This window comes from Pseudonocardia sp. Ae331_Ps2, from assembly GCF_001932405.1.
Lineage (GTDB): Bacteria > Actinomycetota > Actinomycetes > Mycobacteriales > Pseudonocardiaceae > Pseudonocardia.
On sequence record NZ_MCIM01000001.1, the window covers coordinates 4,874,550 to 4,900,129 of the forward strand.

Consider the following 25,580-nt stretch of genomic DNA (forward strand, 5'->3'; position numbering starts at 1 on the left):
CGGCACGTCGACCGACCGGTGCCACGGACCCGGTCGAGTATGCCGACCCGGCCCGGCACCACTCCCACGGCCACGCGGTGGGCCGCGGTGGGACGGACCGCCGGATGCGGGTTGCCGGCCGGACGCCCGTGCCGGTTTCGCCGGGGTGCGCCCGGGTAGCCGGGCGCCCACACCACCGGCGACCCCGAGGAGACCCCATGCGTGCCCTGACCTGGCACGGCCGCCGCGAAGTCCGGGTGGACACCGTTCCCGACCCGGTCATCGAGCAGCCGGACGACGTGGTCGTCCAGATCACCAGCTCCGGCCTGTGCGGCTCCGACCTGCACCTCTACGAGGTGCTCACCCCGTTCCTGACCCCCGGCGACATCCTCGGCCACGAGCCGATGGGTGTCGTGGCGGAGGTGGGATCGGCCGTCACCGAGCTCTCGGTCGGTGACCGCGTCGTGATCCCGTTCAACGTCAGCTGCGGGCACTGCTGGATGTGCGAGCGCGGCCTGCAGTCGCAGTGCGAGACCACCCAGAACCGCGAGCAGGGGACCGGCGCCTCCCTGTTCGGCTACACCCAGCTATACGGGCAGGTGCCCGGCGGACAGGCCGAGTACCTGCGGGTGCCGTTCGGCAACTCGCTGCCCATCCGGGTCCCCGAGGGGCCGCCGGACGACCGGTTCCTGTTCCTGTCCGACGTGCTGCCGACCGCCTACCAGGCCGTGCAGTACGCCGCGACGCCCGCCGACGGGACGCTGGTGGTGCTGGGGCTCGGGCCGATCGGCGACATGTGCACCCGGATCGCCGCGCACCTGGGGGTCCGGCGGGTGGTCGGCGTGGACGTCGTGCCGGAACGCCTGGCCCGGGTCGAGGCGCGCGGGGTGACCGCGCTGGACCTGGGCCACGGCGACGACGAGGTGCTCGGCGCGATCCGGTCGATGACCCGGGGCCGTGGCGCCGACGCCGTCATCGACGCGGTCGGCATGGAGGCGCACGGGTCCCCGGTCGCGGCCGCGGCCCAGAAGCTCGTGGCCGCGATGCCCTTCGGGCTGGGCCGCACGGTCATGGAGACGGCCGGTAGTGACCGGACCGCGGCGCTGGAGCTGGCGATCGGCGCAGTGCGCCGGGGCGGCACGATCTCACTGTCGGGCGTCTACGGCGGCAGCGCCACCCCGCTGCCGCTGCTCACCCTGTTCGACAAGCAGGTGCAGATGCGGATGGGCCAGGCCAACGTGTGGCGCTGGGTCCCGGACCTGCTGCCGCTGCTCGGCGACGACGACCCGCTCGGCGTCGACCACTTCGCCACCCACCGGGTCCCGCTGGAGGAGGCGGCCCAGGCCTACTCGATGTTCCAGGACAAGAGCGACGGCGCGGTGAAGGTGCTGTTCACCCCCTGAGCACGTCATGATCCTCGTCGTCCGGTGTCGAGCCCGTGCTCCAGCGGCAGCCCCCGGTCGGCGACGACGTCCTTCATCACCAGGGTCGAGGACAGCCGCTGCACGCCGGGCAGCGTGGTGAGGCGCTCGTCGTAGAGCCGCTGGAACGCGGGCAGGTCCCGGGTGATGATCCGCAGCAGGTAGTCCGGGTCGCCGAACAGCCGCTGCGCCGCGACGACCTGCTCGATGTCGTCGACGGCCGACTCGAACGCCTGCACCGTGTCCTGCACGGCCTCGTGCATGGTCACGAACACCAGCGCGTCGAACCCCAGGCCGAGCCGGTGCGCGTCGAGGTGGGCGCGGTAGCCCGCGATCGCCCCGGAGGACTCCAGGGCACGCAGCCTGCGGTGGCACGGCGACACCGACAGCCGCACCCGCTCGGCCAGCTCGGTGACGGTCAGGCGACCGTCGGCCTGCAGCTCGGCAAGAATCTTCCGGTCGATCGTGTCCACGGAGAAGAATCTTGCACCATGCCGGGTGCTCGGTGGGAACAACGGGAACACCTGTCGGCGCCTCGTGCCTAGCGTCGTGGCATGCCGATCGGAAGTGTGCTGGGGTTCTCCGGCCTGTCGTTGCTGCTGGTCCTGACGCCCGGCGCGGACTGGGCGTACATGATCCGCGCGGGGCTGCGCGGGCGGACCGTGCTGCCGTCGCTGGCGGGGCTGCTCGGCGGGCACCTGGCGCTCACCGGGCTGGTCGCGGCCGGGATCGCCGCGGTCGTCGCGCGCCGGCCGGAGGTCCTCACCGTGCTCACCGCCGTCGGCGCGGTCTACCTGCTGGTGCTCGGTGCGACGACACTGCTCCGACCGGCCGGTCCCGCCGTGGCGGCCGTCGACGGCGGGGGGTCCGGGCTCGGCGACCTGGTCCGTGGCGCCGGGGTCAGTGGGCTCAACCCGAAGGCGCTGCTGCTGTTCCTGGCGCTGCTGCCGCAGTTCACCGACCCGGCCGCGCCGGTCCCCGTCGGCGGTCAGATCCTCCTGCTCGGCCTCGTGCACGTCCTCGGCTGCGCGCTCGTCTACACCGGCGTGGGTGTCGGCGCCCGCGCCGTCCTGGCCGCCCGGCCCGCCGCGGCGCGCGTGGTGTCCCGGGTCGCGGGTGCCGCGATGGTGACCCTCGGCGCCGTGCTGCTGGCATCCCAGCTCGCGACGGTGTAATCATGTGAGCATCGATGCGGGAGGTGCGCGATGACAGGACGAGGACGCGGGCGGGGCGGCTGGCAGCAGGCCGACCTCCCCCCGGCCGACGACGCCGCGGCGTGGTTCTCCGGACGGCTGCCCGACGGGTGGTTCACCGGGGCGCCGGAGGTGACGGTCGACCGGGACGAGATCGTCGTGGTGGGGGAGCTGCCCCCGCTCGATGCCGACCACCCCGACACCGACGAGGGGCGGGCCGACGCCGCGGCCGCCGAGGCCGGGCGGATCTCGCGCTTCCGGGAGGAGACCCGGGACCGGCGGATCGAGATCGCCCGCCAGGCCGAGAGCCGCTACCGGCGCAAGGTCGCCTGGGGCGCGCGGATCGGCGGGACCCGCGAGCTGTTCACGACGATCTCGGTGCCGGTGATGACCCGGCTGCGCCAGCCCGAGCGGGCGGTGCTCGACACCCTCGTCGACGCCGGGGTGGCCCGGTCCCGGTCGGACGCGCTGGCCTGGTCGGTGCGCCTGGTCGGCCGGCACACCGACGAGTGGCTGGCCGAGCTGCGCGCGGCGATGGGGCGGGTGGAGGAGCTGCGCTCGCAGGGCCCGGAGTGAGACCGCGCTGAGACGGACGGCGGCAACCGCTCGACCGGACGTCGCGCGGGCCGGGGCCGTCCGTCGCAGCCGCGCCGCCGTCCGTCCCATATCCGGGCCGGAGGCGTGTGAACGCGGCGTCGCCGGGAAAGATCCTGGTCATGTCGATCCTCGCGTTCGCACACCGGGCCCTGGCCCGCCGTGCGCGGCCGGGCCGGGCGTCGGACCTGTGCTACTCGTGCATGCGGCCGGTGCAGTTCTGCGCCTGCCCGCCCCGCACCGCCTGCTAGTTCCCGACCGGTCTCATCCGACCCGCAGCACGTCGCGCCGCGGGTCGAACTCCACTGCGCCCGCCGCGTGCAGCTCGCGCAGCCAGCCCGCCATCGGCCACCAACCCCACCGGGTGTGGAACAGCCGGGCGTTGCCGACGATCTCGGCGATCCGGGCCGGGTCGGTACGGGCCGGCGGATGGTGCTGGTGGTAGGCGTGCGCCCCGCCCACCCACACCAGGTCCAGCCCGCAGGACAGCGCGAAGTCGGTGTCCTCGCCGCCGTAGCCGGCATAGTCCTCGCAGAACCCGCCGCCGGTCCGCCACGCGTCGGCGGTGACGGCGAACGACAGCGACCAGAACAGCTCGCGACGCGGTTCGGCCACCAGGGTTCCGTCGGCCGGGGCCGGGCGCGCCGGGTGCGGATCGGTGTGCCGGTGCAGGTCCTGCTCCGGCAGCACCCCCGCCGGCAGGTAGGTGACCGGCCCGCACAGCAGCGCGTCCGGGCGCCGTGCCGCGGCGTGGCGGTAGCCGTCGACCAGGTCGTCACCGGGCAGGCAGTCGACGTCGAGGAACACCAGCAGCGTCGCCCCGTCGGCGAGCGCGGCGACCGCCCCGGCGTTGCGTGCCGCGGCCAGCGGCAACGGGCCCGGTGCGGGGACGGTCAGGACCCGGGTCGGAGGGCCCTCGCCGTCGGTCACGGGGTCCTCGCCCATCCCGACGACGACGTGGCCCACCGGCGGGCCCGCGGCGAGCACACGTCGCTGGCGGGCGAGGTGGTCGGTGCGGCCGCGCACCACGGTGACCACGGCGACCCGCGTCGCGGGCGCCCTCACGCGGCGATCCGGTCGAGGACCGCGGCCGCCCGTTCCGCGGCCCGACCGTCGGACCAGCGCGACCAGCCCGCCCCGCCGCGGGACAGCGCCTCGTCGAGCACCCCCGGCCAGTCGGCCGGGGCGGGCCAGCGGTCGCGGACCGTGGCGAGCCCCGCCGCCCGCAGCACCGCACCGGTGGCGGTCTGCTCGCCGTACGGGCGCTCGGCCGGGACGACGACCGCGGCCCGGCGCGCGGCGGCGATCTCGGCGACGACGTTCTGGCCGGCGTGGCCGACGACGACGTCGGCGTCGGCCAGCTCCGCCCACACCTCGCCCGTCCAGCCGGCGCAGGTGAGGTTCGGCGGGGCGCCGGCCAGCGCGCCGGTGAGGCCGCCGGCGACCCGCCAGGTCCAGTCCGGGGTGGCGGCGGCCGCGGCGGCGAGCGCGGCCGGGTCGGCGCCGCCGTCGCCGCTGCCGGTCAGGACCAGCACCCGACGCCGGCCCGGGCTCGGGCCGGCGGTGCGGTCGTCGTAGCGGGACAGGCCGCCCAGGTGCACCGTCCGGCCGGTCAGCTCCGGGCGCCACGGCCGCGGCGGGTCCGCGGGCCACGGCGCGAGGAGCACCTCGGCCAGGTCGTAGGCGGTGCGGTGCGGCCGGTCGAGCCGCTCCCCGGGCTGCGCGACGACGGCGACCGGAACCCCGTGCAGCCGCGCCAGCAGGGCGATCTCCACGGACACGTCGGCCACGAGCAGCCGGGCCGGTCCCGCGGCGAGCAGCGCCGAGACCGCGGCGGTGCGAGCACGCAGACCGTCGTGCCGGCGCGGCACCCAGTGCAGCGTCCCGCCCGCGGTCACATCGGCGGTACCGGTACTGGCGCAGGTGTCGCTGCCGCCGGTGTCGGGGGCAGCTCGTGCCAGGCGCCGGGCCAGCCGGGCGGGGCGGGCCTGCTCCCCACCCCGACGACCGGGGTGCGGCAGTGCGCGGCGATCGCGGCGGCGCGGTGGGCGTGCCCGCTGCCGTGGTGGTGCACGTAGTAGACGATCGTGCCGCCGGTCATGCGGCGGCCAGGGCCCGGTAGATGCGCTCGTAGCCCTCGACCATCACCTCGGCCGAGCAGGTCGCCTCGGCGTGCCGGCGGGCGTCGGTGCGCGACAACAGCGACGCCGCGCGGATCGCCTCGGCCAGACCCTCGACGTCGCCGGGCTCGGCCAGCACCCCGCTGAGCGGGTCGACGATCTCGGGCAGTGCGCCCCTGGCGAACCCGGCGATCGGGGTCCCGCAGGCCAGCGCCTCGGCGACGACCAGACCGTAGGGCTCGTCCCAGCACGGCGACACGACGGCGACGGTCGCGTCCCCGACCAGGCGGGCCAGCGCGCGGTGGTCGAGATGGCCGACGTAGTCGACGCCGTCGCCGAGCAGCGGGGCGACGCAGGAGTCGAAGAACGCCCGGTCCGGGCACGGCCCGGCCAGCCGCAGCCCGGTCCCGGCCAGCCGCGCCGCGCGGATCGCCTCCACAGGGCCCTTCTCCGGCACGACCCGGCCCGACCACACCGGGACCCCGCCACCCGGCCCGTACTCCCAGGCCGCGATGTCGACGCCGTTGCGGACGACCGTCGCGCGGGCTCCGGTCGGCGCCCACGAGCGGGCGGTGTGCGCGCTGACCGCGGCGAACCGCAGCCGGCGTGGGTCGCCGAGCCGCACGGCGGACTCCATCCACGGGGTCGGCGGCGTGTGCAGCGTGGTCAGGACGGGCGCGTCGAGGGTGTCGGCCAGCGCGAGCGGCAGGTAGTGCAGCGAGTTGTTGTGCACCACGTCGAAGCGTCCGCGCTCGCGGGAGAGCGCCAGCAGCAGCTCCAGGTAGGAGTGGTGCTCGGCGAGGAACCACTCCGCCGGCATGCCGACGTCGCTGCGCGCGGCAGGCGAGATCGGCGGCAGCACCGCCATCTCCCGGACCCGCAGCCCCGGATCGGAACCGGGCGCGCCGAACACGGTCACGTCGTGACCACGACGTCGCAGCCGGGACGCGAGCCCGGCGGTGTGGGCCTCCAGCCCACCCGGGAACGGTTCACGGATCGGGTAGCGGGCCGAGGCGATGAGCGCGATCCGGGAGGTTACCGGCGGAAGGCGGACGGGGTCATGGGTCGACACGCTCCGAGGCTCGAAGGACGGAACCGTGCGAGCTGGCGGCTGAACCCGGACGTTCCACCGATCATGCGGCTCCCCGGAGCCCCCCACAACTCGACCATGGTCGCCGGGACCCGGCTACAGCCCCAGAACCTCCAGCGTGTCGGCGTGTCGGGCCAGTCCGGCGTCCACCCATCCGGGGTGCGTGGCGTACCAGGCCCGCTGCGCCGCGGCGACCTCGTCCTCGGCGACCGCCCGGCCGGAGACGCACCAGTGCGGGCGCGGCGGCACGTCCAGTCCGAGGGCGTCGACGACGTCGGCGCGCAGCGGGGCCCGGATCCCGCCCAGCAGGGTGCGTCCGGGGTCACCGACGACGCCCGGCATCCCGGCGGCGTCGAGGATCCGCCCGGCGAGCAGCGTCAGCACCTCGTTGCCGGGGTGGTTGAGGGTGTGCGCGGCCGCCGCGCCGAATCCCGCGATCGCGTCGGACACCCCGACGTCGGTGTCGCGGGCCTCCCGCCGGGCGAGCTCGGCGATCCCGCGCCGGCCCACCTCGCGCAGCGCGTCCGGCGTCGGCGGCGGACCCGCCGGGCGTCCGGCGGCGGCCGCGAGGACCCGCAGGTCGTGGTAGGGCACCCCGGGCGGGACGGCGGCCGGGTCGGACGCGTGGCGCACGATCGCCGACCACGGGTGCAGCGCGGGATGGCGGATCACCGGCCAGCGCGCGACGACCGCCCCCGGCGCGAGGCCGGCGGCGATCTGGGCGGTGCCCAGGGGCAGGTCGCGGTAGTCGTCGCGGACCGGCTGGGACGCGAGCAGCCGGGTCCGGGACAGCAGCCGGCGCAGGTGCGGCAGGTCGTCGGCGGTGAGCTCGTGCACCGGCGGGATGCGGACCGGGGTGACCGGCAGGTCGGCGACGGTGGCGAGCAGCACCCGGACCGACTCGGCCTGGCAGTTGCCCCACACCAGGGCGAGCGGTCCCGGCGTCGGGGCGTCGAGGCCGTAGAGGACGCCGTAGTGGCGGCGGCGCGGATCGGTCACCCGGTCATCGTGGCCCGCGCGGTTGATCCGCGCCCGGACGGGCATCCCGGTGGATCCGAGGAGAGGAGCCGTCGCGTGCGCGTGGCATCCGTGCCCACCGCCCATCCCTACGTGGCGTCGCTGCACCACCCCGAGGTGGTCCGGCTCCCGGACCCGCCGGTCCCGGGCGCCCGTCCGGGGGTGTGGTGGCCCTCGCCCTGGCTCGACGCCGAGCACCTGCGCGCGCACGCCGGGGAGGTGGACGTGCTGCACGTCCACTTCGGCTTCGACGACCGCACCCCCGACCAGCTGCGCGCACTCGTCGCGGCGCTGGAGGAGACCGGTGTCCCGCTGGTGCTGACCGTGCACGACCTGCGCAACCCGCACCACGCCGACCCGGCGCCGCACGCCGCGGCCCTCGACGTGCTGGTGCCGGCCGCCGCCGGGCTGGTCACGCTGACCCCGGGGGCCGCCGCGCGGATCCGGGAGCGCTGGGGACGCGACGCGCTGGTGCTGGGGCACCCGGCCGTCGTCGGGCCGGACTGGCTGCGCCGCCCCCGGCCCCGCCGCGCCGACGGGTTCGTCGTGGGCCTGCACGCCAAGAGCCACCGCACCAACGCCGGCCCGGTCGGGGTGGCCCGCGCGCTCGCCGCGACCGCCCCGCCCGAGGTGGCACTGCGGGTCGACGCGCACGACGACGCCCGCGGCCGCGCCGTGGCCCACGCCCTGCGCGACGAGCCCCGCCTGGAGCTGCGGGTGCACCCCCCCGTTCGACGACGACGCCTTCCACGCCTACCTCCAGGAGCTCGACGTGTCGGTGCTCCCGTACCGGTGGGGGACTCATTCCGGCTGGCTGGAGGCCTGCCACGACCTCGGCACGGCCGCGCTGGTCCCCGAGGTCGGGCACTTCCACGAGCAGGCGCCCTGTTTGACCTACGCCCTCACCGAGGACGGCCCCGACCGCGCCTCGCTCGGCGCCGCCGTCGCGCTGGCCCACCGGACCCGCCCGGCCTGGCGGGCCGACCCCGACGACCGGGAGCGGCTCCGCGCCGAGGTCGCCGACGCCCACGCCCGCGAGTACCGCCGGGTCCTGGCCGGGGTGGCGCGGTGACCGTCACCGTGCGGGTCGTCGCGCCCGGCGCGTCCGGGCACGGCGTGGTCCGGCACGCCGCTGCCGTCGCCGCCGCGGTGGCTGCCGAGGGCCTCGTCCCGGTCGGCTCCGGCCAGGCCGACCTCTCCCATGCCCAGTTCACCGACGCGCTCTGGGGCGCCGATGTCGCCGCGGCCGCCGACGCCTTCGTCGAGCAGGCGCGGGTCCTGCCCCGGCCGCTGGTCGTGACCCTGCACGACCTCCCCGGCGCCGACCCCGACCCGGCCCGCGACGCCCGCCGCTGCGCCGGGTACCGGCGTGTGGTCGCCGCCGCCGACGCGGTCGTCGTGTCCGCGGGACACGAGGCCGACAAGGCCCGCGCGCTCGGCGCGGTCGACCCGGTGACCGTGGCGCTGCCGCTGCCGGTCGTCGTGCCCGCGGAGCAGGCGCCGGGCTGGGCGGGGCTCCGCACGCTCGGCGTGCTCGGGTTCGTCTACCCCGGCAAGGGGCACGAGGCCGTCATCGACGCGGCCGCGGCGCACCCGGACCGGCCCGCGGTCGTCGCCGCGGGGGCGGTCTCCGACGGACACGACGACCTCGCCCGGTCCCTCGCCGGGCACGCCCGCTCCCGCGGGGTGGAGTGGATCCTGACCGGGCAGCTGGAACCGGCGGCGCTCGCCGCGGCTGCCGCGGCGGTCACCGTCCCGGTCGCGCCGGGCCGCACCGTCAGCGCCAGCGGTTCGCTGCTGGCGTGGCTGGCCCACGGCCGCTACCCGCTGGCGGCGGTGGGCGCCTACGCCCGCGAGGCCGCCGTCGCCGCCCCGGGCTCGGTGGCGCTCTACGACGACGAGGACCGCCGCGACGCCCTCGTCGCCGACGCCCTGACCCGGCCCACCGCCACCCGCGGCCCGGTCCCGGACTGGCCGGACGCCGGGGCCGGGCACGCCGCCCTCTACCGCGGGCTGCTCGCCCGGTGAGCGTGCCGGGCAACCGCTGGGACCTGCTGGCGCCACACACCGGGCCGCCGCCGTTGGTGGGGGTGGTGGTGTGCCACTACCGCCAGCCCGCGCAGCTGGCCCGCACCGTCGCCGCGCTGCAGGGCCAGACGCTCCCGCCGGTGTCGGTGGTCGTCGCCGACGACGGGTCGCCGGAGCCGCCGGACCCGGCCGCGCTCGCCGGACCGGTGCCGGTGCGGGTAGTGACCCAGGACGACCGCGGCTTCCGCGCCGCCGCCGCGCGCAACCGCGGTGCCGCACGGGCCGACGGCGAGATCCTGGTGTTCCTCGACGCCGACACCGTCCCCGGGCCCGGGTTCCTCGCCGCGATCACCGCACGGATCGCGGCCTGCCCGGACGTGCTCGCCGTCGGCCGTCGTCGGCACGCCGACCTGTCCGGCACCGCACCGGGCGACGATCCGGCCGCCGCACCTCAGCTGCCCGACCCGGCCTGGCTCGCCGACGGCTACCGGCGCACCCGCGACCTGCTCGACGCCTCGGGCACGGACTGGCAGCTGGTCATCAGTGCCGTGCTCGCCCTGCACCGCGGCCTGTTCGACGACCTCGGCGGCTTCGACGAGCGCTACGTCGGCTACGGCGGCGAGGACTGGGACCTGGCCTACCGGGCCTGGAACAACGGGGCACTGCTGGTCCACGAACCGGCCGCGGTGGCCTGGCACGACGGCCCCGACTGGGGTGGCCGCCCGGCGGACCACGACACGGTGGGTGGCGGCAAGGACGGTGAGCGGATCCGGATCGCCGCGCTCGTCCCCGACCCGGGCGTGCGCGGTGCACCGCTGCCCGGCGCGGTCCCCGACGTCCTCGCCACCGTCGACGCCGATGCGCGCGGGTGGGAGCTGGTGGAGATCGTCGACGCGGTGCTCAACCAGACCCACCGGGACGTGCGGGTGCGGCTGCCCGGCGGCGACCCACGGCTCGACGAGCTCTACCGCGGTGTCGCCGACCCCGGCCCGTGGAGCCCCGACCGGCTCCGCCGCGCCCGGGCCCGGCTGCACGTCCACGCGCCGCTCCCGCCCGACGTGCTGGCCCGCGCGATGGACCTGCTCACCGGCCACGACCTCGGCCGCGTCGAGATCGCCGGACCCGACCGACGGACCCTCGCCGCACTCGTCTCCACCCGGGCGGCGGGCCGGGCCCGGCGCGGGCGGGTCGACGACGCCGTCGCCCAGCACCGGGAGGGTGTCGCCACCCTGCTGCCCCGGAACGTTGCCCGGGCTGCCGCCAGGGATGCCGTTCGGGTTGCCGTAGCCCTACGGAGGCCCGACCGCCCCGCAGGGCCCTAGCCTCGCCGGCATGACCGCACCAGCTGCCTCCCCGGTCCGCGGGGCCCGCCGCGCGATGATCGTCGCGGTGGTCGCCTCGCTGCTCGTCGCCTCGCTCTGCGGGATCGTCGCCCTGCTCGGCGGCGGCTTCGGTGACCTGCAGGCGCGGATCGTCGCCACCACCCTGATCGTCGCCGCGTTCGGCACCTCGGCGCTCTGCCATCTCGCCGTCGTCACCCGTGCCGTGCGGCTCCTCGGGTTCGCCGGCCTGGCGGCGAGCGTCGTCGCCGCGGGAGCGGCCCTGTGGCTGGTCTGGAGCGGCGACGAACTCTTCGAGGACGACGGCGACGGCTCGGTGCTGAAGACCCTGCTGGTGGCGACGATCGTCGCGATCAGCCTCGCGCACGCGAACCTGCTCCTGCTGCTCGCCGAGCGACGGCGGACCGTGATCCGCACGGGCCTGGTGCTGACCCTGGCCGCGATCGCCGTCGTCGCGACGATGCTGGCGCTGCCGGTGATCACCGACGGCGCGGTCGGCGGCGGCGAGTGGTACTGGCGCTGGTTCGGTGTCGCCGGGATCGTCGACGCGCTCGGCACCATCGCACTGCCGGTGCTGGCCCTGGTCCTGCGCGGCCGAGGGGAGCACGGGCCCGCCTCCACCGGAACCACCTCCACCGGGACCGCCTCCTCTGGGACCACCTCCTCTGGGGCCACTGCCGAGGACGACGGCACCGGCACCCCGGGCGCTGCGCCGGAGGTGGCACCGGACGCGGCACCGGTCCGGATCGTGCTCGACCTGCCGGCCGACCTGGTCGCCCGGCTCGACGCCGCCGCGGACGGAGCGCCGAGGGACGCCGCGGCGCTGCGCGTCCTGCGGAACGCACTCGTCGGGGGCTGACCCGCCCGGGTCCTGGCCGTTGGCGCTGTCCGTTGCCGGATCCAGGGCGGTCGGCGGAGCCGGGGACGCGACCGGTGCGGGTCAGGCCCGGGTGTCGCCGCCACGGTCGCCGCCACGGTCGCCGTCGCGGTCGCCGCCGCGGTCGTGGCCACTGGCACGGTCGCGGTCGTCGGCCCGGTCGAGCCGTGCCCGCCGCTCCTGCTCCCGGCGGCTGTACGCGGCCTGACGGACCGCGCCGTCGTCGGCGAACCCGGAACCCAGCGCCCCGGCGACGGTCCCCATGGACGTCGACAGCCAGGCGATCATGATCCAGTCGTCCGGCCCGGACTCGCGCATGAGTTTCGAGGAGAGGTAGTCCGGCGGGATCACGAGGAACGCCGCCACCAGCGCGAGCACGAACAGCAGGGCGAACATCGCGAGCACCCCGCAGGCCACCGTGATCACCGTGGACAGGTTCGACAGCAGCATCTCCTCGCGCAGTGAGCGGTGTCGCCGCGACTCCCAGAGCCGGTTGTCGAGGATCAGCCACGCGGTCATCCCGACCAGGGCGATCAGCATGACCGTCACCTGCCGGGCGGTCCCGAGCGCCGTCGCCAGCTCCCAGATGTTGGAGTAGAAGATCCCGAACGCGGCCCCGGCCGCCGCCGCGGCGATGGCGGGGGACAGGCTCGGCACCAGCCGCCACGGACGGTTCGCGCGGACCAGCCCGGCCAGCAGCCGGACCCGGCCGCGGAGCCCGGTGAGTGCCAGCCGGACGTCGATGTCGTCCTCGACCCCGCCGCTGCCGGCGCCGGAGTCGTCCCCGTCCGCGCCTGCCTGCCCCCGGTCCTGGTCCCGGCCCCGGCGGTCGTCGTCGGACCTGGCTCCCGACCCCGGGTCGATCCGGGTCAGGGGGCCCGCATGGCCGGCGTCCGGCGCTCCTGCCTCTCCGGCGTGCGCGGGGTCGGCGGGCATCAGGTGCCCGGTCACGAGACGGACCACCGTGTCGCGGCACCGCCGGTACTGGTTGATCGCGCCCAGTGCGGGAAGCGACACCAGGCCCACCCGGTGCCCGGTCCCGCCGTCGGCCACGACCGGGTCCGCCCCGGAGCGGCGCGGCAGGTCGGTGAGCAGCACGACGGCGTCGGCACCGTCCCGCTCGCGCACCCGGTCGCCGATGTCGAGAGCGGGCAGCGCGCCGCGCTCGTCCAGCACGATCGGCTCGTCGGCGACGCGGACCTCCCAGCGGGCGTCGTCGTGCGCGCCGAGCGCGGCCGGCAGGTCGCGGACGAGCCGGTGGGCGAGCTCGGTCGGCAACCCGGGGTCGGCGACGAGGTCGAGCACGGTGGTGCGGGTCGCGTCGGTCACGGGGCGTGAGGCTAGTGCCCACAGACCGTGGCGGCACGACGTCGGAGGCGGGCCCGCCGGCGGGCCCGGTGGACCGCGAGCCCGTGGGCAGCGGGGCGGATGGCGGGTGAGGGTTCGGCCGGGTGTCGGACTGTCGGTGCGGCCGTGCGGTCGCACGTTGTGCGGCCGTGTGGCGGACCGATATGGGTGGCGGTGGCAGGAGCGTGCCGGAGCCCGGGGACGGGCCAGCCGCTCAGGAGACCCGCGCAGGAGACCAGGGACGCCTGCCGTGGGCCGGGTGCCGTGCCGTCGCGTTCCGCGGAACGTGGGCGGCGGCACCGGCGCGTCGGGTCAGGCCGCGGCCGTCGATGCCGTATCGGGAGGCAGCAGTGCGTCCAGGATGGGGCCCGGATCGAGGCGGTCGCCGTACCAGTCGGGGGTCAGGGTGTCGCGGTCGATGCGGAGACGGGCTCGGGTGTTGATCTCCAGGAGTGTCTCGGCGCTGCCGTCGAGCGGGGCTCCGGTCGGTCGGACGACGGTGCCGTCGGGGCGGTGGACGGTCCACGTCCCACCGGGCGGGCGGAGGATCACGTAGCCGTGGTCGTGCACGAGCCGGTGGTGGAAGCTGCACAGCAGCACCAGGTTGTCGATGTCGGTGGGGCCGCCGTGCAGCCAGTGCCGGACGTGGTGGGCATGCAGGTGCCGGGTGTGCGCGCAGCCGGGGAACCGGCACCCGGGCCGACCCTCGGCAGCGCCCGCGGCGCTCAGTGCGGCGATCTGGGAGGGACCGGCGAGTCGGCGGGACCGGCCCAGGTAGAGGTGGTTCGCGTGGCGGTCGGTGAGCAGGACGCGGGCGCGCGCGTCGCAGGCGAGCCGCTCGGCCGTCGGCGCGGGGATCTCGGGTCCGCCGTCGAGGCGGGCGGAGCCGGTGGTGGCGTCGTCGACCACCGTGACCCGCGTCCCGGGGCGGGACACGACCGGCCCGCCCTCGTCGTCACCCTCACGCGTGACGAGGTCCAGCAGGGCGTCGGCGCGCCGCGCGGCCAGGGTGTCGACGACGGCGCCCGGGGCGTGCTCGGCGGCCTCGCGGGCCCGTTCGTGAGGGCCGACCCGCGGATCGGGCTCGGTTGACGGTGCCGCGGTCGAGGGGGCGACGGCGACGACGTGTGCCTCGATCGCAGCGACCAGGGCCGCGCCGTCGTCGGGGGTGAGGCGGGCGCGCAGGACGAGCGAGCCGTCGCTGTCGTGGTACCAGCTCACACCACGCAGGGCTGCGGTGGTCGCGGGCGGTGCGAGGCGGCGGCGCGCGGCGCGGACCACGCTCTCGACGTGGCTCGCGGTGCCGGTCAGGGCGAGGTCGAGCAGGACCTGCTCCGCGGGCGGAGGCGCGGATGCCGGCGACGGGCCGTGCGCACCGGGGACGGGTGCGCCGGTCGGGCGTTCGGGCGCGGGTGGGGTGTCGTCGGTGCCATGCACGGCCGGGTCGGTGCCGTCTGTGTGTCCGGCTGGGGACGAGGACACGAGGCCCTGGTGCGAGTCGGTCACCGGGCTGGTCCCGGGGTCGTCGCCGGCGCTGCGGGTGGTGCTGTCGTCGCCGGGTCGAGGGTCGGTGGTGGCGTCGGCGTCGAGGTGGGGCGACGCCGCTGTGGTGCAGGGGGCAGGAGTGTGCGGCATGGCGGCCGGTGTGGGAGTGGGAGTGAGGCGGGCGAGGACGGAGTCCTCGGCGCCGGCGAGGCGGGTGATCGCCCGGACCTTGGAGTAGGAGATCCGGCCGGCCGCGAACGCCTCGGTGATCCGGGGCAGCCGGGTCAGTGCGTGCGCGACGCGCAGGTGCTCGGTCGCGGTGCGCAGGCTCATCCCTGCGCGCCAGGTCAGCCAGTGGGCGCAGGACCGGACGCCGACCCCGCACCAGCCGCCGCGGTCGTCGAACTCGGCGAGCAGTCGCAGGAAGCGGCACTCGGCGGCGGCGATGTGGCCGGCGAGACCGAGGAGCTCGGACTCGAGCTCGTGCAGGTCGAGTGGCAGCGGGCCCGGGTCCGCTGCGGGGGTGATCGGCTCGGCGGACGGTTCCACGACGGCTCCTTCATCGAACGTGTGTTCGCACGAGTGTGGCTGAGGGGTCCGACAGTTCGGATTGACCCGTGGTGGGGCCGGGCCTGTGGGGTGCGTTCCGCGGAACGCGCACGGACGCCCGTCGCGACCACCGCAGGCGCCCCCGGTCAGGAGGCTCCCGGTCAGGAGGTGATCCCGGTCAGGAGGCGATCCCGGGCGGGCGCGGCCCTGGTCAGAGCTGGGCGCGCAGCCACTCCGCGGCGATCGAGGCCAGCGGCTCGAGCTCCTTGTACTCCGCGACCTCCGGCGGCAGCGTCTCCAGGACCGACGCGAGACGGCTGCGCCAGGCCGGGACCTGCGCGACCCCGTCGAGCGGCAGCAGGCGGATCCCGATCAGGAACAGCACCGCCCCGGTCAGCGGGAGCCGCACCAGGTGCTGCACCTCGGTGCGCAGGTGTATCTGTCGGCCGGGGTCGGTGAGATCGAGCCGGGTCCGGGCGGGCTGCCAGTGCGGGGCGGCGTCGAGGGACAGGTCGCGGTGGTCGTCGGGCTGCAGACCCCAGTTCAGGCGGCGGTAGGCCTCGCCGGGGTGCAGCCGCAGCAGGAAGCGTTCGGCGCGCTCGAACACGCCGCCGGGTCCGTTCCCGGGGACCGGCCCGTGCAGCTCCCGGAAGCTCATGCCGGCGTCGAACCCGATCGACCACACGGAGGCGAACGCGACGGCACCGGCGTCGAGCCACAGCGCGTCGTCGCGGGCGCCGAGCACGACCACGTCCTCCGCGACGAGCCGGGACACCCAGCGCAACGGGTGTTCGGGGAGGGTGGCGTCGTCGCCGAACACGAACTCCCGGTCGGTGCCGGTGGCCGTGTCACGGAACCGCCACCCGCCGGCCCGGCCGGGGATGCGGGTCAGGGTGCAGGTGCCGGGCTGCTCGGCGGCGAGCCGACCGAGCAGGTACAGACAGGCGTCCCAGCAGGACGCGCGGGCGTGCGGCGCGGCGACGAACCGGGCGGGCTCGCGGTCCAGGATCGACGCGCGCTCGGCGGCGACGGCGGGTCGGTCCGGGCCGTCGTGCAGGATCCGCCCGCCCCAGGAGCCCGCCTCGCTGCGGCGCTCGACCCCGGCCGGTTCGACGTTCGCGCTGATCCGGTAGGTCGGGTGCGGCAGCGGGAACGGGTAGTCGTCGACGCCGGTCACAGGTCCAGCTCCAGTGTCGCCCCGGCGGCGCGGGACACGCAGAGCGCCATCCGGTCGGCGCGCTCGTCGGCGGTCAGGACCGTGTCGCGGTGCTCGACCCCGCCGTCGACGACGGGGGTCACGCACTCCCCGCAGACCCCGCGCCGGCACATCGCGGGCGCGGTGACCCCGGCTCGGTGCACGGCGTCGAGCAGGGTCTCGTGGGCACCGACCTCGACCGTGCGGCCGCTGCGGCACAGCACAGCGCGGAACGGGGTGCCGGGCTCGGGCTCGCCGACGAACGCCTCGGCGTGGATGCGGGCGTCGACCCAGTGCGCGGCGCGGGCGGTCCGGGCGGTCGCGGCGATCAGGCCGGGCGGGCCGCAGGTGTAGACGTGGCTGCCGAACGGTGCCGTGCCCAGCAGCCGCTCCAGCGCGGCCCGGGCCTCGACGCGGCCGGTCGCCTCGACGAGCCGGTCCCCGCAGAGTGCGCGCAGCGCGTCGCGGTGCGGTGCGGGGCCGGGGCGGTGCACCGTGAGCACGGTGTACGGGTTCCCCCAGAACGCGTGCCAGCGGGCGTGGGACAGGACCGCGGTCACCCCGATCCCGCCCGCGACGAGCAGGTGGTGGCGCGCGGTGTCGACCGGCGGGAACGAGCTGCGCGGCGTCGTCGCCACGACCGCGTCACCCGGGACGAGACCGTGCGCCCACACCGAGCCGCCACGGGAGTCCGGGCGCCGCGCGACCGAGACGTGCCACCGGTCGGGTGCGGGGGACGGCGCGGTCAGCGAGTAGGAGTTCCAGCGGCCCGGCGCCCATTCGACGCCGATGTGGCCGCCGGGCGGCGCCGCGGGCAGTGACCCGGTCCCCGGCGCGGCGGCGAGCTCCAGCGAACGGACGTCGGGCGCGGCGTCGGTGACCGCGACGACCCGCAGGTGCACCCCCGGCCGGGTCACGGCGCCCGCTGCGGCGTGGGTGCGCCGAGGAACGCCCCGAGCCGGCGCGAGTGGTGCCCGGCGACGTGCAGCACGACCCGGCAGCCGGGACAGGCCACGGCGTCCCCGACGGCCGCGTGCACGACGACGTGCCGGTGGCAGTGTCCGCAGTGCACCGTCCGGTCCCGGGTGGCGTGGGCGACGTCGGTCGGGACCAGGACGAGCTCCTCGTCGAGGGCGCCACGGTGCAGCGCAGCGGCGCGCACGGCCTGCACGAGCGCCTCGGGCCCGGTGACCAGGATCCGGGTGCCGGTGACCAGCGTCGCGAGCTCCCGGTCGAGCAGCGTCGCAGCGTCCGCGCCGGCAGGGAGCCGGACCAGGCGGTCGGCGGGCCCGAGGTCGGGAGCGGGCGCGGAGCCGCAGACGACGACCAGGTGCGGTGACCCGCCGCGGTCGGCCGGACCGGCGTAACGCGGCACCGTGGTCCACTCCGGTGCGACGTGCACGGACGGGACGGCCGCGCCGGTGCGCAGCGGGCGGACGGGGTCGGGCATGACGGAGAGTGATCATACGGGCGTCGCGTGAACACCACATGGCGCCCAGCGAATGCGCAGGTCGCCATTTCTGGTGAAACTGTCGCCGAGTCGGTCACGATCTCGGCGCCGGCGCGATGAACTGCGTGAAGCGCCCGCACGTCGGAGAGGGGGACGTCATGGACGGCACGCCGTACCGCCCGCGGCACGCCCTGCGTGAGACCCCGCCCACGATCGCCGTCCCGGCGCAGCGGGGCGCCCCGCGGGCCGAGGCCGTGACCCGGCCGGACTCCGTGACCCGGCCGGACTCCGTTACCCGGCCGGACACCGAGACCCGGCCGGACACCGACGAGCAGCACAGCGCGGGTCCGTGGTGGGCGACGGTCCCGGCGCCCCGGGACGGCACCGCGCACCCCGCACCGCCCGCCCCGGCGCCCGAGCGGCCCTGGTTCACCCCGGTCCCGGTCGTCGTCGAGCCCGCGGCCGGGCCCGGCGCCGACGGGAGACTGCCCGGGTTCCCGACCGCGCTGCTGCCGCGCCGCCGTCGTCCGCTGGCGGTCGGTGCGGGCCTGGCCGGCGCGATCGCGGGGATGCTCGTCGTGTTCGCGGTGGTCGTCGGCGCCGCGGGGGCGGCGGGCCGCGGGATCGAGGACGCCGCCACGGCGACGGCCGCGGTCGGCGACTGGCGCGCCGCGGGCGGCCAGGTGCACGTCACCGCGATCACCGAGGCCCTGCGCGACATCGCCCGGGCAGGGTCGGACGGCGGGATCCCGGCCCTGGTCGAGGCCTGCCGCGGCCTGCGCGACGAGGTCGCCTCCGCCCAGGCGTACCCGGCGATCCCCGACGCCGTCGCCCAGACGTACTGGCGCGACGGGCTCGCGGCGGGCGCCGACGCCGCCCGGCACTGCATCGCGGGGGCGTCACTGGGCGACCCCGGACTGCTCGGCGACGCGGCCCGGGAGCTGAACGGGATGAGCTCGCAGCTGGGCGCGGTCGCCGACCGGCTCACGCTGCTGTCCGGCGGCTGAGCGGCGGGCACTCCGCACCCGGTGCGTCCGCGCCGCCGCGCCCCTCCATCGGCTTCGCGGGCCCCTGTGGGCGGTGCTCCACGACCGGCCCGCCGAGTCCCGTCACCTTGCCGACGTCCTCTCGGAGGCCCCTCTGTCCGCGACGCGCGGGCGTGGCGTGTCGTTGCGGCGGGCATCGGAGCCCCTGCGCCGCTAGGGTTCCCGCCGCAGGTCAACCGGGACGAACGGAGTGGGTCATGGATTCGGGGGCGCAACCGGCCGCGCGTGCCGAGGACGGTGGGGCGCGGCGGGACCCGGCGGAGGGCGGACTGCTGAACCCGTCGCCGACGGCCGGGGCCGCGAGCCGCGGCACCCTCATCGGCAACGGGCTCACCTGGGTGGCGGCGTGGAGCCTGCGGGTCGCGCTGATCTCCCTGGGGCTGGTCATCCTCGGCTACGTCACCGGCATGCTGTGGGTCGTCGTCTGGCCGGTGCTGCTCGCGATCCTGCTGGCCACCGTCCTGCGTCCGCCCGCGGCGCTGCTCATCCGGTGGCGGTTCCCACCCGCGGCCGCCTCGGCGCTGGTGCTGCTCGTCGGCATCGCCGCGGTGACCGGCCTGTTCGTGGGCATCGCGCCGTCGATCGCCGGGCAGACCCAGCAGATCACCTCCGGCGTGATCGCGGCGCTCGGCCAGATCCAGCAGTGGATCTCCGGTCCACCGCTGAACCTCGGTGAGAGCCAGATCGGCGACATCATCACCCAGGTCACCCAGCAGCTGCAGCAGAGCGCGACCTCCATCGCCGGCGGCGTCCTGACCGGGGTGTCCACCGTCGCGTCCGGACTGGTCTCGCTGGTGCTGGCCCTGGTGCTGACGTTCTTCTTCGTCAAGGACGGGCCGCGGTTCCTGCCGTGGCTGACCTCGATCACCGGGCGCAGCGCGGGCGGGCACATCGCCGAGGTGCTGCGCCGGATGTGGGACGTCCTCGGCGGGTTCATCCGCGTCCAGGCGCTGGTGAGCCTCATCGACGCCGTGTTCATCGGCATCGGCCTGGTGCTGCTGGGGATCCCGCTGGCGCTGCCGCTGGCCGTGCTGACCTTCATCGGTGGGTTCATCCCGATCGTCGGTGCGGTCGTCGCGGGCTCGCTGGCGGTCCTCATCGCGCTGGTCACGCAGGGTTTCGGCACCGCGGTCGCGGTGGTGGTGCTGGTCGTGGCGGTGCAGCAGATCGAGGGCAACGTGCTGCAGCCCTTCCTGCAGGGCCAGAGCCTCAAGCTGCACGGCGCGGTCGTGCTGCTGGCGGTGACGGCGGGCGGCTCGCTCGCCGGGATCGCCGGCGCGTTCCTCGCGGTGCCGGTCGCGGCCGTCGTCGCGGTGCTGCTGCGCTACCTCGGCGAGCAGATCGACCTGCGGGACCGCCGCTTCTCCGGCGTCGACGACATCGCCGCCGCGGGCCCGCCGGTCGCCGCCGCCCACGACGCGGCACCCGCCGACACCTCCACGGCGGGGGACCCGGACCGGGAGACGGAGGGCGCCGGGAGCGGCCCCGGGAACGGTTCCGTGCCCGCCCCGCCGGACTCCGCCCGTCAGGACGGCGGCTGACCGACCCGTCCGGGCAGCCGGTCGGTCCCCAGCAGCCGGTCCATCACCCGGAACCGGAGCACCACCCACATCACGGCGAACCAGCAGACCAGGGCCGGCAGCACGACCAGGACCACCGGCGGCGCCGCGCCGGTGAGCCCGACGTACGACGACAGCGCCGGGGTCCCGACCACGCCCGCGAACACCAGGGTCAGGCCCAGCACCAGCCAGGCCGGGCGACGGTCGTGCACCGGCGCCGTCCACGCCGCGAGGAACCGGTGCGGTGGCAGCAGGAACAGGATCAGGACGAACGACGCCAGCCCCACGAACGTCGACAGCCCGGTCTGCGCGCCGAGCGTCGCGGCCGCCTCGGCGAAGTCGGCGTCGGTGCCGTAGGTCAGCCCGGTGTAGCTCTGGAACTGGGCGATCACCTGCTCCGGGGTCCGCCCGCTGGTGAAGCCCTGCAGGATGCCCTGGTAGAGCAGCGTGTAGACGACCGTCCCCGCGCCCGCAGTCACCACCGAGGCCGGCACCACGAAGCGGGCGAGGTTGCCCAGCAGGTCCGGGTCCGGCTCGGACGGCGTCGCCCACAGCGTCAGGAACAGCGTCGGCACGCCGACGGTCAGCAGCGTCAGCCCGACCTGGGTGGGGGAGTAGGGGAACCCGAGCCCGAGCATGGTCACGGCCATGATCACCAGGCCCTGGGTGGCGACCCGGGTGAGGAACACGTACATCGACACCGCGATGCCGTCGATGATCCGGCGCCCCTCGCTGCGTGCCGGCAGCAGCGCGGCGAACGAGTCGTCGACGAGCACGATGTCGGCGACGTCGCGGGTCACCGCCGAACCGCTGCGCATCGCGACGCCGACGTGGGCCCGTTTGAGTGCCCGCGCGTCGTTGACGCCGTCGCCGAGCATCGCGACGTGCGCACCGCCCCGGCGCAGGCTCGCGACGATCCGCTCCTTCTGCTCCGGGGCGACCCGCCCGAAGACCGTGGTTCGGGCGACCAGCGCGTCGAGCGCGGCCCGGCGGTCGGCAGTGATGTCGGCAGAGTCGGCGGAGTCGGCGGAGTCGCTGGACTCGGTGGAGTCGGCGAGCTCCGCGGCCTCCGACCCGTCGACCGGCTCGCCGACGTCGAGCCCGGCCTGGGCGGCGAGCGCGGCGACGGTGCGCGGGTCGTCGCCGGACAGCACTTTCACCGCGACCCCGTCCGCGGCGAACCGCTCCAGGGCGTCGGCGACGCCGGGACGCAGCTCGTCCGACAGCGCCACCAGCGCCACCGGGACCAGGTCGGGCAGGGCGGGACGGCCGTCGTCGCCGCGCAGCCCGGCAGCCGGCCGCGCGGACCGGGCCAGCAGCAGCACCCGCAGCCCGGCGGCGGCGCGTGCCGCCACCCGGTTGGCGACGGCGTCCGGGTCGCCCAGGTGCGGGGCGAGCACGTCCGGGGCGCCGAGCACGAACGCCTCGCCGTCGGTGGTGACCTGCCCGGACCAGCGCAGCGACGAGGTGAACGGGACCTCGTCGCGCAGCTCGGACGGGGCGCCGGGCAGCGCGGCGGCGAGTGCGGCGGTGGTGGGGTTCGGGTCGGTCACCGAGGCCGCGAAGCGGGCGAGCGCGGGGCCCGGCTCGGTCCCGTCGAGCGGGTCGACACGGTCCAGGCGCAGCGCGCCGGTGGTCAGGGTGCCGGTCTTGTCGGTGCACACGACGTCGACGTGGGTGACCGCCTCCACCGCGTTGACCCGCTGGACCAGGGCGCCGCGCCCGGCGAGCCGGGCCGCACCCCGGGTGTAGGCGACGGCGATGAGGAAGAACAGGCCGTAGGGGACCAGCCCGGACAGCACCGCGGTGATCTGCACGACCCGCAGCAGCGAGAACCCCTCCAGGAACGCCTGGGCCAGGATCGCGCCGCTCATCAGCACGACCAGCACCATCGTCAGCCGTACGACGAAGTCGATGCGCCGCTGCAGCGGTGTCGCCTCGGTGGTGTCCGCGCGGGCCTGCAGCGTCAGCCGGCCGGCGTAGCTGTCGACGCCGACGGCGGTCGCGCGCTGGCGGGCGGTCCCGGTCACGCAGTGGCTGCCCGAGCGCAGCAGGTCGCCGGGATCCTTGACGACCGGGTCGGACTCGCCGGTGAGCAGCGACTCGTCGGCCTCGGCCCGCCCGGTCAGCACCGGCCCGTCGACGACGACCTGCTCGCCCGCCCGCACCACCAGCACGTCCCCGACGACGACGTCGGCGGCCGGGACCCGCTGCTCGACACCGTCGCGCACGACGGTGACCTCCGCGGCGTCGAGCAGCTGCAGCCGGTCCAGCTTCCGCTTGGCGCGCATCTCCTGCGCCGCCCCGACGACGGCGTTGACCAGGCCGAGCCCCACGCTGGTCAGGGCGTCGCCGTAGCGACCCAGCACCAGCAGGGCCAGCCCGATCGCGAACAGGATCGTGTTGTAGAAGGAGAAGACGTTGGTGCGCAGGATCCGCCCGTAGCCGCGCGTCCCGGCGCTCACCGGCGCGTTCGTCCGGCCCGCGCGGCGCGCCGCCGCGACCTGCGCCGCGGTCAGCCCGTCGTCGGGTGCCGTCTGGACGGTCTCGGCCGTCGTCACACCGTCCCCTCTCCGCCGTCGATCCCCGTGCGGCGATCGTGGCAGGCCGGGATGTGTGCCGACTGTGCGCGAGCTGAGCGCTCACCAGCGCTGCAGACCCCCGCGCTTGACGAGCTGGGCGGCGATCACGTTGCGCTGGATCTCGTTGGTGCCCTCCCCGACGATCATCAGCGGGGCGTCGCGGAAGTACCGCTCGACGTCGAACTCGGTGGAGTAGCCGTAGCCGCCGTGGATGCGCACCGCGTCGAGGGCGACCTCCATGGCGGTCTCGGAGGCGAACAGCTTCGCCATGCCGGCCTCCATGTCGCACCGCTGCCCGGACTCGTACTTCCGGGCGGCGTGCAGGATCAGGGTCCGCGCAGCGGTGATCTTCGTGGCCATGTCGGCGAGGTGGTTGCCGACCGACTGGTGCTGCCAGATCGGCTTGCCGAACGACTCCCGCTCCTGGGCGTAGGCCAGGGAGTCGGCCAGAGCGGCGTCGGCGACGCCGAGTGCGCGCGCGGCGACCTGGATCCGGCCGGTCTCCAGGCCCTTCATCATCTGGGCGAAGCCGTGTCCCGGCTCTCCGCCGAGCACCGCGTCGGCGGGGACGGCCATGTCGGTGAAGGCCAGCTCGCAGGACTCGACCCCCTTGTAGCCGAGCTTGGGCAGGTCCCGGGACACGGTCAGGCCGGGACCGTGCTCGACGAGCAGCACCGAGATGCCGCGGTGCCGCGGCTCGGCGGTCGGGTCGGTCTTGCACATCAGCGCGATCAGCCCCGAGCGCCGCGAGTTGGTGATCCAGGTCTTGGCGCCGTTCACCACCCACCCGTCGTCCGTGCGACGGGCGTGGGTCGTCATCGCCTGCAGGTCCGAGCCGCCGCCGGGCTCGGTCAGCGCCATCGTCGCGCGCAGCTCGCCGGTGGCCATCCGCGGCAGGTACCGGTCCTGCTGCTCCCGGGTGCCGAAGGCGACCAGCAGCTTCGCCACGACGGTGTGCCCGCCCATCGCGCCGGCCAGGCTCATCCAGCCGCGGGCCAGCTCGGCCGTGACCAGGGCGTAGCAGGGCATCGAGACCGGCGCCTCGCCCCACGGCTCGGGGACCGCGAGCCCGAAGATCCCGAGCTCCTTCATCTGCTCGATGAGCCCCTCGGGATAGGTGTTCGCGTGCTCCAGCTCCCGCACCACCGGGCGGACGTCCCGGTCGACGAAGTCGCGCACCGTCTCCACGACCGCCCGCTCCTCGGTGCTCAACCCCGTGTCCGACCCGGCGCTCTGCCCGTCCATGCGACCGAGCATCGGTCATCGACCGGGGACCCCGCGAGCCGGGGTGACCGGTCGTGTGCGACGGAACATCCGCGGCGGTGGGACCGTTGTAGGTTCCGAGACCCGACACAGGGAGGTTCATCCCCATGACCGAGACCGCGATCCTCGCCGGTGGCTGCTTCTGGGGCGTCCAGGAGCTGCTGCGCGCGCGTCCGGGCGTCGTCTCCACCCGGGTCGGCTACTCCGGCGATCCGAACACCCCGAACGCCACCTACCGGCGCCACGGTGACCACGCCGAGGCCGTCGAGATCGTCTTCGACCCGGAGCGGATCTCCTACCGCGAGATCCTGGAGTTCTTCTTCCAGATCCACGACCCGTCGACGAAGGACCGCCAGGGCAACGACATCGGCCGCAGCTACCGCTCCGCGATCTTCTACACCACCGAGGAGCAGCGGGCCGTCGCCCTGGACACGATCGCCGACGTCGACGCTTCCGGGCTCTGGCCGGGCCGCGCGACCACCGACGTGGAGCCGGCCGGCGACTTCTGGGAGGCCGAGCCGGAGCACCAGGACTACCTGCAGAAGTTCCCCTACGGCTACACCTGTCACTTCCCGCGCCCGAACTGGGTGCTGCCGCGGCGGACGGCCAGCACGGGCTGAGGCCCTCCGCTCCCAGCACGTACGGACCGGCCCGCGACCACGCGTCGCGGGCCGGTCCCGTGTGTGAAGGCGGCAGGGCTCAGAGGTGGCCGCGGCCCTCGGCGCGGTGCCGGCGTTCCACCGACCCGTTCACGACCTGCACCTTGTCCCCGACCTGCAGGGTCTCGAAGAACCGCCGGGCATCGCGGGTGCGGAGCTTCACGCAGCCCGCCGACTCCCGGCTGAGGTCCCCGCCGTGGAAGGCGATCCCGCCGTCGGCGAAGAACACCGACCACGGCATCCGCGCCGGACGGCCGTCCGGGCCCGGGTACTCGCCGCTGCGGTGGTCGGCCTCCTTGCGGTACACCCGGAACGAGTGCCCGACCGGGGTGGCCTTCCCCTCGCCGCCGGTGGTGACCGGGAACGGGCCGTCGGCGACCCTGCCGTCGCGGACCAGCCACGCCTGCCGCGTCTCGAGGTCCACGCAGGCGCGCACCGACGCCGAGCACGGTGTCCCCGGGGCCGCGGGTTCGGCGTGCGCCTGCTGCGCGACCCGGCTCTGCTCCGGGTCGGCGGTGGCGATCGCGGTCCCACCCAGCCCCACCCCGGCCACGAGCACGAGACCGGTCACCAGCACACGGCGACGGCGACGGAGCCGCTCGGTCCGGGACATGCCCACCTCCCACGCCACAGATCACCCACCCGGGTGACAACAGGGCAGACGCCCGTCCGGATGTCGCGGTTGCGCGGGAGCGTCCCGTGGCGGCGAGTGGCCAGCAGTGCACGGCGAACGGGTGGGCGGTGGGCCCGGCGGCGGACCGATGGCCGGTCGACCGCCCGGGTACG

At 76.0% G+C, this 25,580-nt stretch carries 24 protein-coding genes; 10 read left to right on the forward strand and 14 right to left on the reverse strand.

The window, feature by feature from the left end; translation table 11 throughout:
* The first annotated feature begins 197 nt into the window (after positions 1 to 197).
* Complete coding sequence (locus tag Ae331Ps2_RS22800; protein ID WP_075306616.1) at positions 198 to 1,382, forward strand: alcohol dehydrogenase catalytic domain-containing protein; 1,185 nt, start codon at positions 198 to 200, stop codon at positions 1,380 to 1,382.
* A gap of 5 nt (positions 1,383 to 1,387) precedes the next feature.
* On the opposite strand, the gene Ae331Ps2_RS22805 is transcribed toward Ae331Ps2_RS22800, so the two are convergent.
* Complete coding sequence (locus Ae331Ps2_RS22805) at positions 1,388 to 1,873, reverse strand: Lrp/AsnC family transcriptional regulator (protein WP_075306615.1); 486 nt, start codon at positions 1,871 to 1,873, stop codon at positions 1,388 to 1,390.
* A gap of 81 nt (positions 1,874 to 1,954) precedes the next feature.
* On the opposite strand from Ae331Ps2_RS22805, the gene Ae331Ps2_RS22810 reads away from it, so the two are divergent.
* Together Ae331Ps2_RS22810 and Ae331Ps2_RS22815 are read left to right on the forward strand one after the other, a co-directional pair.
* Positions 1,955 to 2,575 (forward strand): LysE family translocator, encoded by a 621-nt coding sequence (locus tag Ae331Ps2_RS22810; protein ID WP_043276884.1) that lies wholly within the window; start codon positions 1,955 to 1,957, stop codon positions 2,573 to 2,575.
* A 30-nt stretch (positions 2,576 to 2,605) separates the two neighbouring features.
* Complete coding sequence (locus Ae331Ps2_RS22815; RefSeq protein WP_075306614.1) at positions 2,606 to 3,169, forward strand: hypothetical protein; 564 nt, start codon at positions 2,606 to 2,608, stop codon at positions 3,167 to 3,169.
* Positions 3,170 to 3,451: 282 nt separating this feature from the next.
* Here the strand turns inward: Ae331Ps2_RS22815 and Ae331Ps2_RS22820 are convergent, their stop codons facing one another.
* The 5 genes from Ae331Ps2_RS22820 to Ae331Ps2_RS32715 all read right to left on the reverse strand — a co-directional run bounded on the left by Ae331Ps2_RS22820 (position 3,452) and on the right by Ae331Ps2_RS32715 (position 8,137).
* The gene (locus Ae331Ps2_RS22820) at positions 3,452 to 4,252 is read right to left on the reverse strand and encodes a glycosyltransferase family 2 protein (protein ID WP_075306613.1); all 801 of its coding nucleotides are present in this window, start codon (positions 4,250 to 4,252) and stop codon (positions 3,452 to 3,454) included.
* Entirely contained in the window at positions 4,249 to 5,058 is an 810-nt protein-coding gene (locus Ae331Ps2_RS22825; protein ID WP_212567656.1) for a glycosyltransferase, read from the reverse strand. Before Ae331Ps2_RS22825 ends, Ae331Ps2_RS22820 begins: the two co-directional genes overlap by 4 nt.
* A 23-nt stretch (positions 5,059 to 5,081) precedes the next feature.
* Positions 5,082 to 5,288: a hypothetical protein gene (locus tag Ae331Ps2_RS32710; RefSeq protein WP_212567657.1), complete on the reverse strand. Its 207-nt coding sequence runs from the start codon at positions 5,286 to 5,288 to the stop codon at positions 5,082 to 5,084.
* Positions 5,285 to 6,379, reverse strand: a complete 1,095-nt coding sequence (locus Ae331Ps2_RS22830) for a glycosyltransferase (protein ID WP_075306612.1) — start codon at positions 6,377 to 6,379, stop codon at positions 5,285 to 5,287. The genes Ae331Ps2_RS32710 and Ae331Ps2_RS22830 overlap by 4 nt, the downstream gene beginning before the upstream one ends.
* A gap of 114 nt (positions 6,380 to 6,493) precedes the next feature.
* Complete coding sequence (locus tag Ae331Ps2_RS32715) at positions 6,494 to 8,137, reverse strand: WcbI family polysaccharide biosynthesis putative acetyltransferase (protein WP_217695648.1); 1,644 nt, start codon at positions 8,135 to 8,137, stop codon at positions 6,494 to 6,496.
* Between the two features lie 49 nt (positions 8,138 to 8,186).
* On the opposite strand from Ae331Ps2_RS32715, the gene Ae331Ps2_RS32720 reads away from it, so the two are divergent.
* From Ae331Ps2_RS32720 to Ae331Ps2_RS22860, 4 genes are read left to right on the forward strand one after another with little or no spacing between them, the layout of a single operon-like run.
* Positions 8,187 to 8,486, forward strand: a complete 300-nt coding sequence (locus tag Ae331Ps2_RS32720) for a hypothetical protein (RefSeq protein ID WP_212611721.1) — start codon at positions 8,187 to 8,189, stop codon at positions 8,484 to 8,486.
* Positions 8,483 to 9,442, forward strand: coding sequence for a hypothetical protein (locus Ae331Ps2_RS32200; protein WP_075306610.1), 960 nt, complete (start codon positions 8,483 to 8,485; stop codon positions 9,440 to 9,442). Before Ae331Ps2_RS32720 ends, Ae331Ps2_RS32200 begins: the two co-directional genes overlap by 4 nt.
* Positions 9,439 to 10,764 (forward strand): glycosyltransferase family 2 protein, encoded by a 1,326-nt coding sequence (locus Ae331Ps2_RS30655; RefSeq protein ID WP_158071488.1) that lies wholly within the window; start codon positions 9,439 to 9,441, stop codon positions 10,762 to 10,764. The genes Ae331Ps2_RS32200 and Ae331Ps2_RS30655 overlap by 4 nt, the downstream gene beginning before the upstream one ends.
* Before the next feature lie 10 nt (positions 10,765 to 10,774).
* On the forward strand, positions 10,775 to 11,641 hold the full coding sequence (locus Ae331Ps2_RS22860) for a hypothetical protein (RefSeq protein WP_139318723.1): 867 nt from the start codon (positions 10,775 to 10,777) through the stop codon (positions 11,639 to 11,641).
* An 81-nt stretch (positions 11,642 to 11,722) separates the two neighbouring features.
* Here the strand turns inward: Ae331Ps2_RS22860 and Ae331Ps2_RS22865 are convergent, their stop codons facing one another.
* The 5 genes from Ae331Ps2_RS22865 to Ae331Ps2_RS33530 form a co-directional block, all read right to left on the reverse strand.
* Positions 11,723 to 12,988, reverse strand: a complete 1,266-nt coding sequence (locus Ae331Ps2_RS22865) for a hypothetical protein (protein ID WP_175581801.1) — start codon at positions 12,986 to 12,988, stop codon at positions 11,723 to 11,725.
* A 330-nt stretch (positions 12,989 to 13,318) separates the two neighbouring features.
* A complete protein-coding gene (locus Ae331Ps2_RS22870; protein ID WP_075306608.1) occupies positions 13,319 to 15,040 on the reverse strand; it encodes a DUF222 domain-containing protein in 1,722 nt (573 codons plus the stop codon).
* 211 nt (positions 15,041 to 15,251) lie between these two features.
* A complete protein-coding gene (locus Ae331Ps2_RS22875) occupies positions 15,252 to 16,217 on the reverse strand; it encodes a heme-dependent oxidative N-demethylase subunit alpha family protein (RefSeq protein WP_075329792.1) in 966 nt (321 codons plus the stop codon).
* On the reverse strand, positions 16,214 to 17,152 hold the full coding sequence (locus tag Ae331Ps2_RS33525; protein ID WP_075306606.1) for a PDR/VanB family oxidoreductase: 939 nt from the start codon (positions 17,150 to 17,152) through the stop codon (positions 16,214 to 16,216). Before Ae331Ps2_RS33525 ends, Ae331Ps2_RS22875 begins: the two co-directional genes overlap by 4 nt.
* Positions 17,149 to 17,685 carry a dimethylamine monooxygenase subunit DmmA family protein gene (locus tag Ae331Ps2_RS33530; RefSeq protein WP_075306605.1) on the reverse strand — a complete coding sequence of 179 codons (537 nt, stop codon included), beginning with the start codon at positions 17,683 to 17,685 and terminating at the stop codon, positions 17,149 to 17,151. Before Ae331Ps2_RS33530 ends, Ae331Ps2_RS33525 begins: the two co-directional genes overlap by 4 nt.
* Before the next feature lie 158 nt (positions 17,686 to 17,843).
* Between Ae331Ps2_RS33530 and Ae331Ps2_RS32205 the strand changes: the two genes are divergently transcribed.
* Together Ae331Ps2_RS32205 and Ae331Ps2_RS22895 are read left to right on the forward strand one after the other, a co-directional pair.
* Positions 17,844 to 18,692, forward strand: a complete 849-nt coding sequence (locus Ae331Ps2_RS32205; protein WP_158071489.1) for a hypothetical protein — start codon at positions 17,844 to 17,846, stop codon at positions 18,690 to 18,692.
* 236 nt (positions 18,693 to 18,928) lie between these two features.
* The gene (locus tag Ae331Ps2_RS22895) at positions 18,929 to 20,272 is read left to right on the forward strand and encodes an AI-2E family transporter (protein WP_075306603.1); all 1,344 of its coding nucleotides are present in this window, start codon (positions 18,929 to 18,931) and stop codon (positions 20,270 to 20,272) included.
* Here Ae331Ps2_RS22895 and Ae331Ps2_RS22900 read toward each other — a convergent pair.
* Together Ae331Ps2_RS22900 and Ae331Ps2_RS22905 are read right to left on the reverse strand one after the other, a co-directional pair.
* Entirely contained in the window at positions 20,257 to 22,851 is a 2,595-nt protein-coding gene (locus Ae331Ps2_RS22900) for an HAD-IC family P-type ATPase (protein WP_075306602.1), read from the reverse strand. The two genes, Ae331Ps2_RS22895 and Ae331Ps2_RS22900, sit on opposite strands and share 16 nt — an antisense overlap.
* Before the next feature lie 81 nt (positions 22,852 to 22,932).
* A complete protein-coding gene (locus Ae331Ps2_RS22905; protein ID WP_075311846.1) occupies positions 22,933 to 24,117 on the reverse strand; it encodes an acyl-CoA dehydrogenase family protein in 1,185 nt (394 codons plus the stop codon).
* A 125-nt stretch (positions 24,118 to 24,242) separates the two neighbouring features.
* Between Ae331Ps2_RS22905 and msrA the strand changes: the two genes are divergently transcribed.
* A complete protein-coding gene (gene msrA, locus Ae331Ps2_RS22910; protein WP_020624599.1) occupies positions 24,243 to 24,755 on the forward strand; it encodes a peptide-methionine (S)-S-oxide reductase MsrA in 513 nt (170 codons plus the stop codon).
* A gap of 79 nt (positions 24,756 to 24,834) precedes the next feature.
* On the opposite strand, the gene Ae331Ps2_RS22915 is transcribed toward msrA, so the two are convergent.
* On the reverse strand, positions 24,835 to 25,407 hold the full coding sequence (locus Ae331Ps2_RS22915) for a L,D-transpeptidase (protein ID WP_075306601.1): 573 nt from the start codon (positions 25,405 to 25,407) through the stop codon (positions 24,835 to 24,837).
* Between the last annotated feature and the right edge of the window lie 173 nt (positions 25,408 to 25,580).

Coding starts and splice junctions, on each gene's coding strand:
- Ae331Ps2_RS22895 (WP_075306603.1), top strand. CDS start 18,929: ATGGATTCGGGGGCGCAACCGGCCGCGCGTGCCGAGGACGGTGGGGCG.
- Ae331Ps2_RS32710 (WP_212567657.1), bottom strand. CDS start 5,288: ATGACCGGCGGCACGATCGTCTACTACGTGCACCACCACGGCAGCGGG.
- msrA (WP_020624599.1), top strand. CDS start 24,243: ATGACCGAGACCGCGATCCTCGCCGGTGGCTGCTTCTGGGGCGTCCAG.
- Ae331Ps2_RS22810 (WP_043276884.1), top strand. CDS start 1,955: ATGCCGATCGGAAGTGTGCTGGGGTTCTCCGGCCTGTCGTTGCTGCTG.
- Ae331Ps2_RS22815 (WP_075306614.1), top strand. CDS start 2,606: ATGACAGGACGAGGACGCGGGCGGGGCGGCTGGCAGCAGGCCGACCTC.
- Ae331Ps2_RS22915 (WP_075306601.1), bottom strand. CDS start 25,407: ATGTCCCGGACCGAGCGGCTCCGTCGCCGTCGCCGTGTGCTGGTGACC.
- Ae331Ps2_RS22800 (WP_075306616.1), top strand. CDS start 198: ATGCGTGCCCTGACCTGGCACGGCCGCCGCGAAGTCCGGGTGGACACC.
- Ae331Ps2_RS22860 (WP_139318723.1), top strand. CDS start 10,775: ATGACCGCACCAGCTGCCTCCCCGGTCCGCGGGGCCCGCCGCGCGATG.
- Ae331Ps2_RS32205 (WP_158071489.1), top strand. CDS start 17,844: ATGGACGGCACGCCGTACCGCCCGCGGCACGCCCTGCGTGAGACCCCG.
- Ae331Ps2_RS22905 (WP_075311846.1), bottom strand. CDS start 24,117: ATGGACGGGCAGAGCGCCGGGTCGGACACGGGGTTGAGCACCGAGGAG.
- Ae331Ps2_RS33530 (WP_075306605.1), bottom strand. CDS start 17,685: ATGCCCGACCCCGTCCGCCCGCTGCGCACCGGCGCGGCCGTCCCGTCC.